Source organism: Streptosporangium sp. NBC_01639, assembly GCF_045209755.1.
Taxonomy (GTDB): domain Bacteria; phylum Actinomycetota; class Actinomycetes; order Streptosporangiales; family Streptosporangiaceae; genus Streptosporangium.
On the sequence record NZ_CP109272.1, the window covers coordinates 7921715 to 7939091 of the forward strand.

Below are 17377 nucleotides of genomic sequence, written 5' to 3' on the forward strand. Positions count from 1 at the left end.
GCGAAGGGCTTCACAACCGGCTTCCGCCAACGCATTCACCTGCACCAGCGCCGACATCGCCGACGCGATGACTGAGGGCGTGCTCTCCGACGTCGAACCACCGACGGGCGACCGGTTCCACCTTGCCGGCGCGTACGACGCCGCAGCCAAGACCGCGACGCGCTACCTCAACGGCAGTCCGATCAAAGCCGGACCAGTCAGTTTCTCCACAGGGAACGCCGACACCGCCGTGACGCTGGGGACCAGCATGCGCGGCGGCCTCGACGACGCCCGGGTCTATCAGCGCCCACTCTCCACAGACCAGACCACGATCTACGGCTGGATTGCTGAAGCTGGAGCGCTAGTACTCCAGCACCGCTCCATCAGCAAGCCGTCTGAACTGGCCTTCTACCGGTATCACACCCCGGCGCCGGTACCGCTTGGCCGCCTGGTGGCCGGCGCCGGCATTCGCTGGACGATCGAGGAGCGCTTCCAGACCGGAAAGAACGAAGCCGCCCTCGATCACTACCAGGTCCGGCTCCATCTGGCCTGGTACCGGTGCATCACCCTGGCCATGCTGGCCCTGGCCTTTTTGGCCGTCACCCACGCCGCGCTCCTGGACGAACACGACCTGCTCGCCCCAGACGAGCAGGCAGGGTTCTCCAGCAGGGGCGAGGAGGTCGGCGCCCGATCGATCGTCGTCTCCGCCAACGAGATCCGTCGTTTGTTCGCGTTGCTGACCCGGCCACCGCTCGATGAGGACCTGTTCGCCGGTGGTCTAGCCGGCGCCTATGCCATCAGAGCCGGGCTCGCCGATGCCACTACCAGCGACAACGCCTCAAAAATCACTAAGTGCAGCTGGAGTACCAACGAGCATGTGGTCGATGGTAAGGCCACACAAACGATCGTCTCTACAGCTGCCGCGACCGCGACAGCGGTGAATGTTTACGATCGACGAACCTTACAGCGATAATCAGTTGCCCACGATCAAGAATCTCATACAAGAAGCTCTGACTGAGCGACTGAAGGCGGCAGCATGGACGACTACGAGTTCAAGGGAAGCATATCGCCATCCGGGCGGGTGAGCGGGAGTTGGCAGCCCAACCCCAATCCTCCGATCTTCCGAGCCATTCTTATCATTCTGGCCATCGGAGTCCCGATCTGCCTGATCGTCTTCCTGATGTCTGCCAACGGCACCCTCGGAACCGGCGAACCGGAAGACCCCAAGGAACTACCTTCCGACTTCACCGGACTATGGACGGCCAAAGCGAAGTTGCCTGGCAGGGATAGGGAGACCGTGGTCACCTTGCGTGTCCCAACGCAGACGGAGGAAGAATCTCTACTGAAATTCGGCAGCGCAAACTGCTCGGCTCGCATGAAGCAATTCTCCATCTTGGAGAGCGGCGTCCGCTTCTACGTCTTCCCCACAAAGAAAGCCGGCCGTCCAAAATGGTGCGAAGGTTTGAATGATGCATGGGTGGAGGGCGACTGGGAGTGGGTGGACGGCACCAACGATAAGAAGAAGGTGTCAGACAAGGTCACCTTGACCGTCGAAGGCGGTTCAGTATCCTTCAAGGATCTTGCGCTCACTCGCCTGAAAAGGCCGTAGGGACCAGCGGATCATCAGATACTTGATAACCCCTGCGCCGCACCCGCACACGGGAACTCCGAATCCGAGCCAAAAGGATCGCCTGTGATACGCCGGGTTGTCATAGTACGACAGCAGTAGTTCGTGATCGTTCACGTTGAGTGATCTCGCGCATGCGAACGGCCGCCTCTAAGATCACGATCTTGTGAGAAGTCAAGATCAAGAGACGGCCGTAGCGGCCATTGCTAGAGCCCGAACTGGAGTTGCCCCGGTTTGGTAGACACATCAGGGCTTTCGGTTAAACGGCAGCATAACCGTCTTCGTGAATAGGCTTGAGGGCTTGGCGTCGCTCGTATTGGGCAGGGCTGAGTTGTCCGTTGGCAGAATGGCGGCGGCGTGGGTTGTAGAACCCCTCGATGTAGGCGAAGACCGCGCCGATCAACTGGCCGCGCTCGTCCCTGCGTGTGGGAGCGGCGCTCGTGCGGCGCCGGATCCAAGGCCCGCGCCCGCTGGTACCACTGCAAACGCCTCGTCTTTACATAACCACAGCTCACAGCATCAAATGATCGAGATGGAGACTAGATCACGAACTACTGCTGTCGTAATAGTCGAAGCGTTCGTTGGCGCCGAAGAAGAACATCTCTCCGCATTCCCGAACCGGCTGGCCGACCGGGAGCAGCTCCCCGACCAGGTCAGGCAGGGCCACCGTCGACCAGTCGATGGCCGATTGCCCGTCCGGCGTCCGGCGAAGTGACTCACACAGATCCGCCATCACGATGGGCTGGCCGGGTATGTGGGTGTCCACCCGAAAGGTGTCTCTTCCGTCATCACCGGGGACCCGCTTGCCGAGGTAACCCTCCGCCGCGCTGCGCACCTCGGCCGGGTCCGTTGCGAGCCAGGTCCATCCGACCTCGGTCCCGCTGTTGCTGACGAGTTCGGTCATCCGAAGCAGGTAGAAGGCACAGGCATGGTGGTTCGTGGCCTCTGCCGGCGACCAGGGAAGCTCAACGTCTTGGAGTGTCTCGACACGGACCCGTGCAGCACGGTCGCCTGGGTCGAGGCGCAGCGCTTCCCGATAGGCCGCAGTCGCCCCCTCATGGTCGTTGCGCCATTCCAGTGCCAAGCCAAGAGCGAAGGCCGCGAGGTTGTTCGCCGGATCAAGCTCAAGCGCCCGCCGCGCTGCGCGAATGGTCTTGTCCGCCAGCCCGCGGCCGGTCTCATCGTCCTCTTCCAGCCCGACGAACGGTGACGGTTCATCGGTCACTGTCATGAACAGCTCGTCCAGCTCGTTCTCCACATACGCCTGAAGCGTACCGAGTGCCAGGACGGTGAGACCGACCGCAGCCGTGACATTGTCCGGATCAGAATGCTGAACGAGCGAGTACAGCTCGCTGATCTCGGCGGCCTCTTCCTCGAGCTCTGCCGGACCATCCACCTCCGCGCCAAGGACGTACTTCCCGAGAAGGTCACCAGCCTTGCCGAGCGCCGCCCTGATGTCACCCGTTTCCCGTTGCATGCCCGGAATCTTATGGCTTCGCAGGTTGACCTGCCCGATGACTCGTCCCGTGCTCCGTACCACGTCGAACCACACCTTGCCCGTACCAAAGGCGTCCGCGTATGAGCAGCAAAGATCACGAACTGCAGCTGGAGTACCAAGGGTTTCTTGCTCCGTAAGGCGAACGCCAGGCTCGCGATCATGCTGTGACCGGCACCCTGCCGCTGTCAGGCGGTGGTGACCTCGCGGGCCGGGAGGCCGTGCGGAGGCGCCGCCGCCAGGACCTCCTCAGCCGCTCCGCCGAGCCGTACGGCCAGCCGGAAGCGGTGCCGCTCGCCGACCCTGCGCGGCTCGAAGGAGACATGGGCGAAACCCGCCTCCGCCGTGGCGGCCGCCGCGAGCCGGTCCAGTTCGCGCTCCACCCGCGCCCACTCGGCGGCCGGGACGTACTGGCGCATGATCGAGTGCCAGACCACGGTGAGCGTGCCCGGCTCCGGCCGGACACCCGCCAGGAAGTCGGCCGCGCCGACGGCGTCGACCTCGGCCGGCACCCGTTCGGCCAGTCGCAGGGCACCCTCCAGCCGCGCCGCGCGGGCGGTCTGGTCCGGCCAGACGTAGGCCCGCAGAGCCAGCGCCCCACCGGAGGACAGCGGGTCGATGGGTGTCACGTCGCAGCCGCGCCGCTCGACGACGGTCAGGGCCGGCCGCCGGGCGGCCGCCGCCACCAGCCAGGCGGGCGGGGCGCCCCGCCAGGCGTCCTCCAGCAGGACCGGCGAGTCGGCCGGACCCCAGGCGAAGCCCTCGGAGACGTAGCGGAATCGGTCGGCGCGCAGGTTGAGCCCGGCGCTGGAGCCCAGCTCCAGCAGCCTGACCGGCAACGGCCAGGTCTGCGAGGCCCGCAGCAGTCCGGTGACCAGCAGGTTGGCCCGGCCGGCCTCGTTGGTCTGCGGCGGCCGGGACATCCAGTCACGGACCCACTCCATCCCGGTGGCGACGGCGGCTCGGAAGGCCCGCCAGCAGGGCTCCGGCCGGTCCGGGTCGAAGACACCGCCCGTGCTCGGGTAGCAGGCGGCCAGGTCGGGCGCCCGGCCGGTGAGGGCGAGGGCGTGCACACCGCCCAGCAGCCGCAGCGCCACGGCGTCGGGTCCGGGCGCGTCCCCGTATCCGGTGAGCGCCTGTGCGCAGGGACCTCCCTCGCGGACGTCCCGGGCCACCCGCTCCAGCAGGAACGCGTACAGCGGTGAGCCGAGCTCGGCGCAGCCGCGCGCCTGGTGCTCGATCATGACGGCGGCACGCTCCTGGGACATCGGTTCCTCCTCATCCGGATACCGACGATCCTCCACCTACGGCGGCCCGTACGGCAGAGCCGTGAAAGGTGAGTCGCGTCACGCGCCGGGCCGCGATTCCCGCCCTAGGAGGAGACCGCCGGAATACCGGTGCCTGGTCCCAGAGAGGCTTCGGGAGAGCCGTTTCGGGTCGTAAGCTGGAAGAAATCCCAGATCAGCGCGCCCGTCTGGCCCTTCGCTCCGCACCGGCTCAGCATGTTGGCGCGGAACAGAGCGGGGGTGACGCCGATGAGCGAGCGGTTTCCCGGAACCGTCCTCTCCCCTTCGGAGCGGGCGACCATTCAGGACCTGCTGACTACGGACCGCGAGAGCACGGAGGTTCAGATCGCGGCGCTGACACGCGACTGGGACGACATCGTCGCGTCGTCGGCGTTGGTGGCCAGCGACGACGAGCACGACCCGGAAGGGGCGACGATCGCGTTCGAGCGGGCCCACCTCCAGGCCCAGCTCGACAGGGCCCGCGGCCACCTGGAGGAGCTGGACCGGACGTTCGAGCGACTCCGCCAGGACGCCTACGGCGTGTGCGAGAGCTGTGGGCGGCCCATCGCCTTCGAGCGCCTGCGGGCCCGCCCGGCCGCGCGCACCTGCATCGAATGCGCGGCCGGGCGGCGGTGAGACGGATCTCTGAAGCGGGCCTCTCTGTTGACTTTCATCCAACGACGGCGTTCAGCTTCGGAGCTGACCCGGCGGTCTCGAGAGACCGCCGGGTCCAGAGCTTCGTTATCGGCGCAAGGCCAGAATTTTGCGAAGAACCCTGTCGATCTCGTCGAGTTCGTATGACGAGAGGCGCCCGGCGAAGTCGCCCAGGCGGGACGTGTCTGTGGCCTTGATCTGGTCGATCAGCACCCGGGTCGCCTTGCCGTTCAACTCGATCTCGGGGCGGAAGATCGCAGGTCCCGCGCTGGTCGAGGTCGGAGCAACGATCAGCGTGGACAGCATGGAGATGAAGTCGGCCTGTAACAGCACTGCGAACCGTTCGCCGCGCTGTTCGTGACCGACCGCGTCGCGCGGTGCACGCAGGCGATATACGTCACCACGCATCGGCGTCACCAAGATCCCTCCGGATGGCACGGATCTCGGCAAGGTCGTCCGGATCGTTGCCCAACCTCTCCGCGTCGGTGCGTGCCTGCTCCATCCAACGGAGTCGTCCTGCGATGTGGATCGCTTCGCGGATCACATCGGTGGTGGACCTGCCGTCGGAGGTCAGCTCGGAGAGAACTCTCTCAGTGTCAGGGTCGATTTCAACAGTCAGCACGCCCATATCTTCACTGTACGGCGACAGGCCCCGCAGGCCTTTGAGCGAATTGCGTGATCGATATGTTACGTTCCGTGGTCACGAGCGGGCGGCTCGGCGACAGACGCCAAAAGGGGGTCGTCTCCCGTGTCGCCGGACGGGATCTCCGTGCCTTTGTCGGTGCCGCTGTACGGGACGACGGGCGCCGGTCGAGGAGTCGATCTCCGACTCGGATGGGACGTCGATCCGGGCCTCGGCGTTCGAGGCGCGACCTTGACGACAGCTAGGGGGTGCCCGGCAGCAGCGGGCGCATGAAGGTGCGCTCGTAGCGCAGTACGCAGCCACTCTCATCTCTGATGCGGTCCGCCTCGATGAACTCGGGATCCCGGCCGAACAGCGTCCGGTACTCCTCGTACGCGGCGAGGCTGGGAAAGCTGAACAGGGCGAGCGCCTTGTCGCTGGCGCCTTCCGCCGGCAGGAAGTATCCGTGGTGCGTGCCACCGTGCCGGTCGACCAGTTCCATCCAGCGGCGTCCGAAGCGCTCGAAGGACTCGATCTTCGCCGGGTCGATCACATACTGGACCACACAAGTAATCACCCGCATGAGGCTAGTGTCCTGCGCCGGAAATTCGTCGGCAATATCGGGCGAGTGATTCGAGGATCTCTTCGGTGGTCTTGGTCCAGATGAACGGCCGGGGATGGGTGTTCCAGTCGGCGATCCAGGCGCGGATGTCTTTCTCCAGAGCCTGCACGCTCTGGTGAACACCGCGCCGGATCATCTGGTCGGTCAGGAAGCCGAACCAGCGCTCGACCTGATTGATCCAGGAGGATCCGGTCGGGGTGAAGTGCAGGTGAAAGCGCGGGCGGCGGGCCAGCCACGCCCTGATCGCGGGGGTCTTGTGGATGCCGTAGTTGTCGCAGATCAGGTGGATGTCCAACTCGGCCGGGACCGTCTTGTCGATCGTGGTCAGGAACTTCTTGAATTCGGCGGCCCGGTGCCGGCGGTGCAGTTCGCCGATGACCGTGCCGTCTTCGATGTTGAACGCGGCGAACAAGCTGGTGATGCCGCTGCGGGCGTAGTCATGGGTGCGGCGCTCGGGCGTGCCGGGCATCATCGGCAGCACCGGTTGCGAACGGTCCAGGGCCTGGATCTGGCTCTTTTCATCCACGCACAGCACTACCGCTCGCTCGGGCGGGTTGTGGTAGAGGCCGACGACGTCGACGACCTTCTCCACGAACAGCGGATCGGTCGACAGCTTGAAGGTGTCGCAGAGATGTGGTTTGAGGCCGAAGTCGCGCCAGATCCGTCCGATCGTCGACTTCGACAACCCGCTGCGCTCGGCCATCGAGGTCCGCGACCAGTGCGTGGCGCTTTGAGGCGTCTGCTCCAGCGTCGCCACCACGACCTGTTCCACCTGATCCAGCGTGATGGAGGGTGGCCGGCCCGGGCGCTGTTCGTCCACCAGCCCCTGCAATCGCAGTGTGATGAACCGGTTGCGCCATTTGGACACCGTGTCCCGATGCACCCGCAGATCCCGGGCGATCTCCTTGTTGTCTCTGCCGTCCGCACACGCCAGCACGATCTTGGAGCGCATCGCCAGCATCTGTGAGGACTTCGCCCGCCGCGCCCAGCGCTCCAGCGTCGCCCGCTCGGTGTCGGTCAGCGTCACTTCGGCCTTCGGTCGTCCCGTCCGCGCCATGACAGCATTTTAGACTTAGCCGACAAATTTCCGGCGCGGGACACTAGTGCTCTGACCGGAAGGTTCACCTCATGGACGTCCTCGAGACGCACCACGCCCTGCTGAGCCGGCTGCTGCCCCATGACAAACCGGACAGTCTCACCGTCAGGCAGGGGCAGTTCCATCATGTGGTGATCGGCTCGGATCGTGTCGTGTGCTTCGCCCGTACCGAGGCGGCAGCCACCCGGCTGCCCGGGCGGGCGGCCGTGCTGCGCGCGCTCACCGGGCTCGACCTCGGCTTCCGCACACCCGAGCCATTGGTCGAAAGCGACGCTCAAGGCACGGCCGGTCCGCCGTTCCTGGTACTCAGCCGAATCCCCGGAGCACCGTTGGAGGACGACGTGCTCGAACACCCCGAGGTGGCCGAATCGGTGGCGGCGCAGTACGCCACGCTGCTGGCCGCACTGGCCACGGCGGGCGCCGACGAGGAGATACGAGCGGCGCTGCCGCACGCGCCGGAAGGAGAGTGGCAGGAGTTCGCGGCAGACGTCCGCGCAGAGCTGTTCACGCTCATGTCCGGCAGCGGGCGTCAGCGCGCCGAGAGGGAGCTCGCGGCGCTCGACGGCCTTCCCCACCTCACCACCGCGGTGGTGCACGGTGACCTCGGTGGCGAGAACGTCCTATGGGAGATCGCCGACGGGCGGCCTCGGCTCAGCGGAGTGGTCGACTGGGACGAGGTCGCGCTCGGTGACCCGGCCAATGACCTCGCGGCCGTCGGCGCCGGCCACGGGAAGGACCTGCTGGACCGGGTCCTCGCATTGAGCGGCTGGTCGGGGAGCGGCATGGCAGCCCGGATCGCCACGATCCGTAGCACGTTCGCCCTGCAGCAGGCCCTCTACGCGCACCGCGACGGCGACGAGGAAGAACTGGCGGACGGCCTGGCCGGCTATCGCTGACCCGGCGTATGCGATCGACCAGCGGCTTCGATTCTCCCTGGCGTCTCGGTTCTTCGGAAGTCGTGAACCCGTGGTGTCCCTTGCGCCGCCGCTCGTTCGTCGTGAAGGTGAGAGCCCACTGACTCCGGAGGTTGCGATGCAGTACGCCCTGATGATCTACACCGAGCCCGGTTATGGAGAAGCGCTGTCAGAAGAGGAACGTGCGGCGGCGTACGCGGAGTATTTCGCGCTGGCCGATGACGCCCGGTGCGTCGGCGGCGGGCAACTGCAGCCCGCCGAGACGGCGACCAGCGTGCGGGTGGTCGGTGGCCGGACGCTGATGACCGACGGCCCGTTCGCGGACACCAAGGAGGTACTCGGCGGCTTCTGCCTGGTCGAGGCGGCCGATCTGGACGAGGCGATCGAGCTGGCGGCGCGCATCCCGGCCGCCCGGCTCGGCGGCGCGGTGGAGATCAGACCGGTGGTGCGGCGCTGACCGTGCTGGAGGAGGTGTTCCGCGACGAGTGGAGCCGGGTGCTGGCCTCGCTGGTCGGGTTCCTCGGCGACTTCGACAAAGCCGAGGAGGCCGCACAGGAGGCGTTCGCGATCGCGGCGCAGCGCTGGCCCGCATCGGGCATGCCCGCCAACCCGGGTGCGTGGCTGGTGACGACGGCCCGCAACCGGGCGATCGACCGGCTCCGCCGGGAGCGCACCCTGGCCGAGAAGATCCATCTGCTACCGGCACCCGAGGCCATCATGGACGAGTTCGACGACGGCGTGATCAAGGACGAACGGCTTGAGCTGATCTTCACCTGCTGCCACCCGGCGCTGCCGCTGGACGGGCAGGTGGCGCTCACGCTGCGGGCCCTCGGCGGCCTGGAGACCGCCGATATCGCCCGGGCCTTCCTGGTCTCCGAGGAGACCATGAAACGCCGCCTGTCCCGCGCCAAGACCAAGATCAAGGCGGCCGGGATCCCGTTCGCGGTTCCCAGCGCGCAGCTGCTTCCCGACCGCCTCGATGCGGTGCTCGCCGTGATCTATCTGATCTACAACGAGGGCTACCGCGGCCGGGTCGACCTCGGCGCCGAAGCCATCCGCCTGGGGCGAGTGCTCGCCGTGCTCATGCCGGACGAACCGGAGGCGTACGGGCTGCTCGCGCTGATGATGATCCATCATGCCCGGCGGCGGGCCCGGTTCTCCGGCGAGGATCTCGTGCTGCTCGACGATCAGGACCGGTCGCTGTGGGACATGCGCCAGATCGCGGCGGGACGGGCGGTGCTCGACCAGGCGATCGCGCTGGGCGGGCGCGGCGCCTATGTCGTCCAGGCCGTGATCGCGTCGCTGCAGACGCACGAGCGGATCGACTGGCCGCAGGTCGCCGCGATGTACCGGCGGCTGGCCGAACTCACCGGCTCCCCGGTGGTCGAGCTCAACCGCGCCGTGGCGGTCGCCCAGGCCGGCGACCCCGCCGCGGCGTTGCGCGCCGTCGACCGCCTCGACCTGGACGGCTACCTCTACTTCCACTCGACCCGCGGTGAGTTGTTGCGGCGTCTCGGCCGGGACACCGAGGCCCGAGCGGCGTACCGTCGGGCGCTCGGGCTGGCCACCTCGACCCCTGAGCGGCGGTTCCTGACCCGGCGGCTCGAACATCTCTGACCCGGGCTGTCCCCTGAACGGGTGCTCGTTCGTCGCCTGGGTATGAGCGACGACCTTTCCCGCCTTCCGCGCGAGCTGCACAGCCGCACCAGCGCCGCCCGCGCCGCGTAGCCGCACCACATCCATGGAGGAACCCATGCACTCCGCCCCCGCGACTGTCGCGATCCCGGGCTATCTGGCCGGCATCTGGAAGGCCGACCCGGTGCACTCCGAGATCGCCTTCTCCGTCCGGCACCTCATGGTCAGCAAGGCGCGCGGCCGGTTCACCGGCTACGACGTCACGATCGTCACGAGCGAGGACCCACTGGGCTCGTCGGTCGCCGCGACGATCGACCTCACGTCCATCGACACCGGCTACGAACCGCGTGACAACCACCTCCGCTCCGCCGACTACCTCGAGGTCGGGAAGTACCCGACGATGAGCTACCGCTCCACCGGCATTCGCCGGACCGACGACGGCTGGGTCGTCGACGGTGAGCTGACGTTGCACGGCGTCACCCGGCCGGTGCCGCTGGCCGTCGAGGCGAACGGGTTCGGCCCGGACCCGTTCGGCGGGCAGCGGGCCGGCTTCTCCGCGACCACGCAGATCAACCGGCGCGACTTCGGCATCGACATCACCGTCCCGATGGACGGCGGTGGCGTCGTGGTGGGCGACAAGGTGTCGATCAGCCTCGAGATCCAGGCCGTCCTCCAGAAGTGATCCGACCCGGACGGGCTGCCGCACACCGGCAGCCGAGTCCCCGCTGCGAGCAGCGACAACCACCCGAATGTTCATATCGACCCGAGGAGAGGCCACATGTCCACAGCCCAGGAGACAAGCAACAGAGCGACGTTCCGCCGCTTCCACGACGCCGGGAACACGCGTGATGCGGAGCTCGTCTCGAAGACGTTCGACGAGGTCGTCGCGCCGAACGTGCTGTTCCACGCGCCAGTGCCGAGTGAGGCGACGGGGGTGCAGGCGCTCAAGGAAGTGTGGGCGGTGCTCCTTCGCGCGTTCCCCGACCTTCACGTCGAGGTCGAGGACGTGATCGCGGAGGGGGACAAGCTCGTCAGCAGGAACACGGTCACCGGGACCCACCAGGGTGAGTTCAGGGGACTCCCGCCAACCGGCAGATCCATGACGTACAACGAGATCTTCGTCTTCCGCTTCGACGGCGGCCGGATCGCTGAGATCTGGGGGGTCGTCGACGTCTTCTCGCAGATGCGACAGCTCGGCATGATTCCCGGAGGCTTCTGACCACAGCGCCACGTCCACCGATGTTCGGTACGGCCACGCCGGTCCGCGCGGACCGGCGTGGCGTCGCCACGGATCAGAGGATGCCCAGCAGCCGTCCCATCGTTCCGCCGAGCACGAGGTCACGCACCTCCCCCGGCGAGGTCACCCGTTCCACGGTGGCGCGGGCGAGAAGCGGGTCGCCGTAAGGGGGACTGTACGGTTTTCGGCTCTGTCTCAGATCCGGTGGTGACAGAACGTCCTGATACGCCACGGTGAGTCATGCGAGATGTTGACGACTTGTGAGCATGGTGTTCTCCGGGTTATCGCCGCTGGTCGTGGAGGACGTGACGGACGAGCATGAGCAGATCCGGGTGCGGGCCCGAACCCCGAATGGACCAGCCACCTGCCCGAACTGCGGGGGTGAGACGGCGCGCGTGCACGGCTATCACGAACGCAGCATGGCCGATGTCCAGCTGGACGCCCGCCGCGTGCTCGTGGTAGCGCGGATCCGCCGCCTGAGATGCGCGACACGCGGCTGCCGCCAGACCTTCCGCGAACAACCCCCCGGCGTGCTGGAACGCTATCAGCGGCGCACACCCCGCCTGGCCGACCAGATCGGCGCGGTGGTTCGCGAACTGGCCGGACACGCCGGCACACGCGTCCTTTCCGCCCTGGCCATGCACTTGTCGCGGCATACCGCCCTGTGCATCCTGCTGCGCCTGCCCCTGCCCCAACTCCAGATACCCCGCGTCCTGGGCATGGACGACTTCGCCCTACGCCGCCATCGCTACGTCACCGTGCTCATCAACGCCGAAACCCGCGAACGCGTCGACATCCTGCCCGACCGCACCGCCGACACTCTCGAAGCCTGGCTGCGCACCAATCCCGGAGTACAGGTCGTGTGCCGGGACGGCTCCGGCTCCTGCTCAGCCGGCCCGGCAACTTGTCCGGCAAGCAGCAGAGCCTGCTCGGCGAACTCACCCCCGCCTGCCCCGAGATGATCGAATTGGCGGGACTCGTGCGTACCTGCGCCGACCCGGACCAGCCTCTCTTCCAGCACATTCGCAAGGGTTGGCCAGGCACGCTGATCGCCAATCCGGTACTGGGGTGGGGGGACCGCTGCCCGCGGACGGCGGAAGGCTTGAAGGCGAGCGGCTGCTCGCCGCAGGAGCAGACCTGATCTCGCTCGGTCGCTCGTTCTTGGCCAACCCTGACCTGGTCGAACGACTGCGCATCGGTGGACCGCTCAACCCGGTGCGGGAGAAGGGCCTGATGTACACGGGCGGTGAGACCGGGTACACCGACTATCCCGTGCTGGCGGCCACCCAGGACCGAGACGCAACACCGCCATCTCGGAATGCGAAGCCGAGATCGGCAGGTCGCTGGACGATTCCCACGAGTTCAACAAGTCCTGTGAGTCGGTCTGGGAAATAGATGTCAGCAGTGACGTGGCGCCGAATGAGTGGCCACGGCTTTCACGATTGCTGGACCGGCTCAACCGGGCAGCCGTGGCCAGACAGAGGCTTTTCGAGCGCGCTCTCCCCTCGGCTGGGGAGATCCGGCTCAAGGTTGTGGCTCGCACTGTCCCGTGCTGTCAGAATGACCGGGTGCGCCGTCTCGTGGTCATTGACGCTCCGTCCAATCTCGGCCTCCGGCCGCCCGCCGAGGGCACCGTTCCGGGGTGCTACAAGCTGGCGGGGGCGCTGCGCGAGCAGCGGCTGGTGCAACGGCTCGGGGCGCACGAGGGCGGAGTCCTGGTTCCGCCCCGCTATGACCGCGGCGACTGGAGGATGGGCGACGGCGTGTTCAATGCTCAGGCGATCGCCGCGTACACGTGCAAACTCGCCGACCGCATCGAGCACCACGTCCGGGCAGGAGACTTCCCCGTCGTCCTGGGCGGGGACTGTTCCATCCAGCTCGGTGCCTCGCTCGCCCTGCGCCGCATCGGGCGGTACGGGCTCGCCGTCATCGACGGTTCCGCGGACTTTCGGCACCCGGGGAACTCCGACCGTATCGGTGCTGCCGGCGGTGAGGAGTTGGCCATCGCGACGGGACGTGGCCAGAGGGACCTGACAGACCTCGAAGGGCTGCAGCCGTATATCAAGGACGAGGATGTACGGGTCTTCGGCATCCGGGACTACGACGAAGAGCGGGCCGAGCTGACAGAGTTGAAGATCATGAACGCGACGGTCGAGGAGATCCGGGCCCGGGGCGCCGAGGAATTGGCGGGCGCGGTCCTGCAGACTCTTGAAGTGCCCGTGACCGAAGGGTTCTGGGTGCATCTGGATGCAGACGTGCTGGACCCGTCTGTCATGCCTGCCGTCGACAGTCCCGACCCCGGCGGGCTCCTACCCCACGAACTCGCCCCCTTGCTGAAGACCTTGGTGCAGTCGGAACGGTGCGTCGGCCTCAACCTCACCATCTATGATCCCGATCTGGACCCCGACGGTTCCTGTGCGGCCCTCCTCGCCGACCTCCTCCAGACGGCCTTCACCGCCACTGACCGCGACTGGTCCTCGCCAGCCGACTCGTAGCCGTATGCCGTAGGCGAGGAACCGGCCGACGGCCTGCTTTTCCTCGCCCAGGATGCGTCGACCGGGCCGATCCCGCTGGTGGCCGCGCACGCCGCCGAGGGCCTGCAGAAGCTCCTGGGCGTCATCGGCGCCGGGCAGGTGCCCGACGTGGAGACGGTCAAAGAGCACGTCGCTGAGATGCGGGCGGCCCGCGAATGCCTGGTCACTGCGATCGGCAACGTCGACATCCTGCTCGACATGCTCACCGGCATGACGGCGCTGCTCGGCGAGGACTGACCCGGCGGCCCGCCTATGGGCGGGAATCGACATTCCCGATAGCAACCCCAGGTCAGAGCTATATCCGTTGGATTCTTCGACAGGACTACCGAGACCCCCCTGAAGGTCGTTAAGTTACGTCAGGCAAGTAGGGGCCGCACGGGCAGGCGCTCACGTGATCGCCTCCGGGGTAGCCCCGAGCGTGCCGCAGGACTGCAGACCCTGGGCGTCCGCGAAATCCTCGCCGATGTGGCCAAGTCACTCAGAGTGCGCGGTCAGGACGCGTCGGACAGCAAAGTCCGGGCGAGGTGTGCGGCCTCCTGCGGGGTCAGTTTCGTGCCGCGCAGGAACACCTCGGCGTGCGCGGCTTCACCCAGGACGGCTCTCGTCACCGCCATGATCCGATCCACGTCACCACGTTCGGCGGGCGGCAGTGGCGCGCCCACGCTTCGCCGCGCGGCGTCCGCCGCGCCGAGCAGCAGCGTCGTGCTCTCGGCCCGGCTCGCGTCCCCGGGCAGCGCCGCCGCGCCCGCCAGCCCTTCGAAAGAGAGGGCCACAGCCCGCGGCTCCCCGATCGAACAGGCGACCTCCAGCCCGCGCAGTTGACAGTCTGCGGCCCGCGCCGCGTCCCCGCGCAGCTCGGCGGTGAAGCCCAGCTCGACGAGCAGCAGGTGCTCGCCGGCCGCCGAGGACATGAGCTCGTCGCGGAGCCGGGTCAGGTACGCCTCCGCCGCGTCGAGGTCGCCGGAACGGCGGGCCCCGAGGGCGAGCCCCATGACCGCGTGCACCTCACCGTAGACGTAGCCCTGCTCCATGGCCAGCCGCAGAGCTCGTTCGTGCAGGTCATGGGCGCGATCCCAGTCATGGGAGAGCAGCGCCAGCCGACCGAGCCCGGAGTGGCGGGCGGCGACCTCCGCCGCCAGCCCCAGCTCCTGGGCGATGCGTAGCCCTTCGGTCTGGCGGCGGGCGGCTTCGGTGTAGTCACCCTTGATCTCGGCGAGCGTTGAGAGCGGTGACACGGTCTGCAACTCGCCCCAGCGGTCCCCGAGCTCGTGGAAGAGCGTGGCGCTGCGCAGGCCGTCCCGGGCGACAGCGTAGAGGTCGCCACGAGCCAGCGCGTTCATGGCTCGCAGCCCGAGTACAGCCGCAGTGCCCCATTCATCAGTGGCCAGGAGGTCGAGCGCATGGACGTTGACCTCCTCGCTGGCGTCCGGGAGCCCGGCGTGAAAAAGGCCGTACGCGTGCAGCCACAGCGCCCGGCCCCGCCGTACCGGGTCGTCGATCCCGGAGGGCAGCGACGGCCGTGGGCTGGAGCGGTCGCCTGTCAGCAGCGTGAACGCGCCTTCCAGTACGCGCGGCTCGGCGGTCTCAGGGGCGACGACGAGCACCGCCGACAGGGCGCGGCGACCCTCGCTCAGCCTGCCGCGCAGCAGCCACCACCAGCAGAGGGCGGTGGCCAGCCGGGCGGCCGCATCCGGTAGGACCGCCTCCTGGAGCGCCGACCGGAAGTTGGCGGCTTCTGCGTCGAGGCGGCCGAGCCACGTCTGCTGCCGAGGACCGCGGAGCTGGGGCTCGGCCTGTTCGGCGAGGTCCAGGTAGTGGCGCAGATGCCGCTCGCGGACCCCGGCGAGTTCCTCCGCCTCGTGCAGGCGCTCCGTCGCGTATGCGGCCACCGATTCGAGCAGCCTGTAGCGCGGCCCCGCTGGGCTGTCGGCCATGACGACCAAGGACCGGTCGACCAGGCGCGTCACCAGGTCGAGCACCTCCTCGCGGGGCACTCCGGCCCCCGCGCACACCGCCTCGGCCGCGTCCAGCGTGCAACCGCCGGCGGGTACGGCCAGGCGGCGCAGCACCACCCGCTCCGGCTCGCTGAGCAGCTCCCAGCTCCAGTCGATCATCGCCCGCAGGGTCTGCTGCCGTGCCGGGGCGCCCCGCTGTCCGGCCGTGAGCACCCGGAACCGGTCCTCGAGCCGCGCCGCCAGCTCCCGCGCACCCAGGCCCCGCACTCGGGTCGCCGCCAGTTCGAGCGCTAGCGGGATGCCATCGAGGCGGCGGCAGATCTCGGCCACCGCCTCGCAGGTCTCGCCGTCGAGAGCGAAGCCCGGGGCGGACGCGGTGGCCCGCTCGGTGAACAGCCGGATCGCGTCGGCAGGTTGGAGCGGCTCGACCAGGTACACGGTCTCGCCCGCCAGGCCAAGCGGCTCCCTGCTGGTGGCCAGGACACCCAACCCCGGTGCGGCGCGCAGCAACAGGTCCACGAGCTCGGCGGCCGGGTCGACGACCTGTTCGCAGTTGTCGAGCACGAGCAGGATCCGGCGCTCGCGCAGGGCGGCGGCGAGCCGGTCGGCGGGCGCCCAGGGCGTACCGGGGCCCGGCGACCCGGCTGGGACGTCGCTGCTCAGGCCGAGCGTGGCCGCGACCGCCTGCGCGAGGTCGGCCACGCCCCCGCGCTGGTCCGCGAGCTCGACCAGCCAAACCCCATCGGGGAACCGCGGACCCTGCGACGAACTTTCCAGCGGTGCTCGCGCCGCGATCCGTGTCGCGGCCTCCACCGCGACCCGCGTCTTACCCACCCCGCCTGGCCCGATCAGCGTGACAAGGCGGGCACCGCTGAGGAGCCTGTCGACCTCTTCCAGGGCATGCCGCCGCCCGACCAGAGCGGTGAGCTGGGCGGGAAGATTCGCTCGGGGGCGATCAGGGACGCCTGGAGGCGGGCCGAGCGACGCGTCCTGGCGCAGGATCGCCTGATGGAGCGCGGCCAGCTCCGGGCTGGGGTCAACGCCGAACTCGTCCGCCAGTCGGTGACGCAGCTCCTCGTAGGAGGCCAGCGCCTCGCTCTGGCGACCGGCCAGGTAGAGGGCCCGAAGCTGGACGGCGCGCAGCCGTTCACGCAGCGGGTGGCGGGCCACCAGACCGGCGAGCTCCCCGGTGAGCAGGAGGTGGTCGCCCGCGGCCAGACGAATCTCGGCTTGCTCCTCCACGATGGCGAGGCGTTGTTCGACCAGGCGGTGCACCGCCGCGCGGACGAACTCCTCGTCGGCGAAATCGGCGTACGCCGGCCCGCGCCACAGTCCGAGCGCCTCGGTGAGCAGCGCGGCCCGCATCGCCGGGTCGGCGGAGCAGGCCCCGGCCGCCAGGGCCCGGAACCGGTCCGCGTCCACCTCGTCGGCTGGGCCGAGGCGCAGCAGATAGCCCGACGCCTGGTAGGCCACGCGGTCGCGGCCGACAGCCCGGCGCAGCTGGGAGACCTTGGCCTGCAGGGCATTGGCGGGGTTGCCCGGTGGCTCCGCCCCCCACAGGTCGTCGATGAGCCGATCGGCGGCGACCGGCCGCCCCTCGTGTACGAGCAGATCGGCGAGCAGCGCCCTGACCTTGGCCTCGAGGACCTTGACCGGCCGGCCCTCGTCGTCTCGCACCATCAGCGGACCAAGCACTCCAAACCACACAGTGGTCACCGTAC

General features: G+C 68.2%; 18 protein-coding genes and 1 pseudogene. 11 read left to right on the forward strand and 8 right to left on the reverse strand.

Features of this window, described 5'->3' with window-relative positions; translation table 11 throughout:
* The first annotated feature begins 67 nt into the window (after positions 1-67).
* Both OHA77_RS35960 and OHA77_RS35965 read left to right on the forward strand, forming a co-directional pair.
* Positions 68-952, forward strand: coding sequence for a hypothetical protein (locus tag OHA77_RS35960; protein ID WP_406313715.1), 885 nt, complete (start codon positions 68-70; stop codon positions 950-952).
* Positions 953-1015: 63 nt separating this feature from the next.
* Positions 1016-1588 (forward strand): hypothetical protein, encoded by a 573-nt coding sequence (locus OHA77_RS35965; RefSeq protein ID WP_406313716.1) that lies wholly within the window; start codon positions 1016-1018, stop codon positions 1586-1588.
* A gap of 562 nt (positions 1589-2150) precedes the next feature.
* On the opposite strand, the gene OHA77_RS35970 is transcribed toward OHA77_RS35965, so the two are convergent.
* Both OHA77_RS35970 and OHA77_RS35975 read right to left on the reverse strand, forming a co-directional pair.
* Positions 2151-3083, reverse strand: a complete 933-nt coding sequence (locus OHA77_RS35970; RefSeq protein WP_406313717.1) for a hypothetical protein — start codon at positions 3081-3083, stop codon at positions 2151-2153.
* A gap of 206 nt (positions 3084-3289) precedes the next feature.
* Positions 3290-4369 carry a DUF2332 domain-containing protein gene (locus tag OHA77_RS35975; RefSeq protein WP_406313718.1) on the reverse strand — a complete coding sequence of 360 codons (1080 nt, stop codon included), beginning with the start codon at positions 4367-4369 and terminating at the stop codon, positions 3290-3292.
* A 267-nt stretch (positions 4370-4636) separates the two neighbouring features.
* Here OHA77_RS35975 and OHA77_RS35980 point away from each other — a divergent pair, with 267 nt between their 5' ends.
* Positions 4637-5023 (forward strand): TraR/DksA family transcriptional regulator, encoded by a 387-nt coding sequence (locus OHA77_RS35980; protein ID WP_406313719.1) that lies wholly within the window; start codon positions 4637-4639, stop codon positions 5021-5023.
* A 105-nt stretch (positions 5024-5128) separates the two neighbouring features.
* Here the strand turns inward: OHA77_RS35980 and OHA77_RS35985 are convergent, their stop codons facing one another.
* From OHA77_RS35985 to OHA77_RS36000, 4 genes are all read right to left on the reverse strand, one after another.
* On the reverse strand, positions 5129-5458 hold the full coding sequence (locus OHA77_RS35985) for a type II toxin-antitoxin system PemK/MazF family toxin (RefSeq protein WP_406319928.1): 330 nt from the start codon (positions 5456-5458) through the stop codon (positions 5129-5131).
* On the reverse strand, positions 5439-5669 hold the full coding sequence (locus OHA77_RS35990; protein ID WP_406313720.1) for a hypothetical protein: 231 nt from the start codon (positions 5667-5669) through the stop codon (positions 5439-5441). The genes OHA77_RS35985 and OHA77_RS35990 overlap by 20 nt, the downstream gene beginning before the upstream one ends.
* Before the next feature lie 256 nt (positions 5670-5925).
* A complete protein-coding gene (locus OHA77_RS35995; protein WP_406313721.1) occupies positions 5926-6246 on the reverse strand; it encodes an NIPSNAP family protein in 321 nt (106 codons plus the stop codon).
* Between the two features lie 4 nt (positions 6247-6250).
* Entirely contained in the window at positions 6251-7342 is a 1092-nt protein-coding gene (locus tag OHA77_RS36000; RefSeq protein WP_406313722.1) for an IS630 family transposase, read from the reverse strand.
* Positions 7343-7413: 71 nt separating this feature from the next.
* On the opposite strand from OHA77_RS36000, the gene vph reads away from it, so the two are divergent.
* The 5 genes from vph to OHA77_RS36025 all read left to right on the forward strand — a co-directional run bounded on the left by vph (position 7414) and on the right by OHA77_RS36025 (position 11149).
* Entirely contained in the window at positions 7414-8277 is an 864-nt protein-coding gene (vph, locus tag OHA77_RS36005; protein WP_406313723.1) for a viomycin phosphotransferase, read from the forward strand.
* Positions 8278-8413: 136 nt separating this feature from the next.
* A complete protein-coding gene (locus OHA77_RS36010; protein WP_326823737.1) occupies positions 8414-8752 on the forward strand; it encodes a YciI family protein in 339 nt (112 codons plus the stop codon).
* A gap of 2 nt (positions 8753-8754) precedes the next feature.
* A complete protein-coding gene (locus tag OHA77_RS36015; RefSeq protein WP_406313724.1) occupies positions 8755-9912 on the forward strand; it encodes an RNA polymerase sigma factor in 1158 nt (385 codons plus the stop codon).
* Positions 9913-10048: 136 nt separating this feature from the next.
* Positions 10049-10612: a YceI family protein gene (locus tag OHA77_RS36020; RefSeq protein WP_406313725.1), complete on the forward strand. Its 564-nt coding sequence runs from the start codon at positions 10049-10051 to the stop codon at positions 10610-10612.
* 96 nt (positions 10613-10708) lie between these two features.
* On the forward strand, positions 10709-11149 hold the full coding sequence (locus tag OHA77_RS36025) for an ester cyclase (RefSeq protein ID WP_406313726.1): 441 nt from the start codon (positions 10709-10711) through the stop codon (positions 11147-11149).
* Positions 11150-11222: 73 nt separating this feature from the next.
* Here the strand turns inward: OHA77_RS36025 and OHA77_RS36030 are convergent, their stop codons facing one another.
* Complete coding sequence (locus OHA77_RS36030; RefSeq protein ID WP_406313727.1) at positions 11223-11399, reverse strand: hypothetical protein; 177 nt, start codon at positions 11397-11399, stop codon at positions 11223-11225.
* A 34-nt stretch (positions 11400-11433) separates the two neighbouring features.
* Between OHA77_RS36030 and OHA77_RS36035 the strand changes: the two are divergent.
* The 3 genes and pseudogenes from OHA77_RS36035 to OHA77_RS36045 all read left to right on the forward strand — a co-directional run.
* Positions 11434-12051 (forward strand): annotated as a pseudogene (locus OHA77_RS36035) (transposase family protein); the annotation flags it as partial.
* 684 nt (positions 12052-12735) lie between these two features.
* Entirely contained in the window at positions 12736-13662 is a 927-nt protein-coding gene (locus OHA77_RS36040; protein ID WP_406313728.1) for an arginase family protein, read from the forward strand.
* A gap of 78 nt (positions 13663-13740) precedes the next feature.
* The gene (locus OHA77_RS36045; RefSeq protein WP_406313729.1) at positions 13741-13938 is read left to right on the forward strand and encodes a DUF6245 family protein; all 198 of its coding nucleotides are present in this window, start codon (positions 13741-13743) and stop codon (positions 13936-13938) included.
* A 254-nt stretch (positions 13939-14192) separates the two neighbouring features.
* Here the strand turns inward: OHA77_RS36045 and OHA77_RS36050 are convergent, their stop codons facing one another.
* Positions 14193-17336 (reverse strand): BTAD domain-containing putative transcriptional regulator, encoded by a 3144-nt coding sequence (locus OHA77_RS36050; RefSeq protein WP_406313730.1) that lies wholly within the window; start codon positions 17334-17336, stop codon positions 14193-14195.
* Positions 17337-17377: the final 41 nt, after the last annotated feature.

Excerpts from the sequence above, each read along its gene's own strand:
- OHA77_RS36000 (WP_406313722.1), bottom strand. The coding sequence starts at position 7,342 with ATGGCGCGGACGGGACGACCGAAGGCCGAAGTGACGCTGACCGACACC.
- OHA77_RS35965 (WP_406313716.1), top strand. The coding sequence starts at position 1,016 with ATGGACGACTACGAGTTCAAGGGAAGCATATCGCCATCCGGGCGGGTG.
- OHA77_RS35960 (WP_406313715.1), top strand. The coding sequence starts at position 68 with ATGACTGAGGGCGTGCTCTCCGACGTCGAACCACCGACGGGCGACCGG.
- OHA77_RS36010 (WP_326823737.1), top strand. The coding sequence starts at position 8,414 with ATGCAGTACGCCCTGATGATCTACACCGAGCCCGGTTATGGAGAAGCG.
- OHA77_RS35995 (WP_406313721.1), bottom strand. The coding sequence starts at position 6,246 with ATGCGGGTGATTACTTGTGTGGTCCAGTATGTGATCGACCCGGCGAAG.
- OHA77_RS35970 (WP_406313717.1), bottom strand. The coding sequence starts at position 3,083 with ATGCAACGGGAAACGGGTGACATCAGGGCGGCGCTCGGCAAGGCTGGT.
- vph (WP_406313723.1), top strand. The coding sequence starts at position 7,414 with ATGGACGTCCTCGAGACGCACCACGCCCTGCTGAGCCGGCTGCTGCCC.
- OHA77_RS35980 (WP_406313719.1), top strand. The coding sequence starts at position 4,637 with ATGAGCGAGCGGTTTCCCGGAACCGTCCTCTCCCCTTCGGAGCGGGCG.
- OHA77_RS36050 (WP_406313730.1), bottom strand. The coding sequence starts at position 17,336 with ATGGTGCGAGACGACGAGGGCCGGCCGGTCAAGGTCCTCGAGGCCAAG.
- OHA77_RS36025 (WP_406313726.1), top strand. The coding sequence starts at position 10,709 with ATGTCCACAGCCCAGGAGACAAGCAACAGAGCGACGTTCCGCCGCTTC.
- OHA77_RS35990 (WP_406313720.1), bottom strand. The coding sequence starts at position 5,669 with ATGGGCGTGCTGACTGTTGAAATCGACCCTGACACTGAGAGAGTTCTC.
- OHA77_RS35975 (WP_406313718.1), bottom strand. The coding sequence starts at position 4,369 with ATGTCCCAGGAGCGTGCCGCCGTCATGATCGAGCACCAGGCGCGCGGC.
- OHA77_RS36020 (WP_406313725.1), top strand. The coding sequence starts at position 10,049 with ATGCACTCCGCCCCCGCGACTGTCGCGATCCCGGGCTATCTGGCCGGC.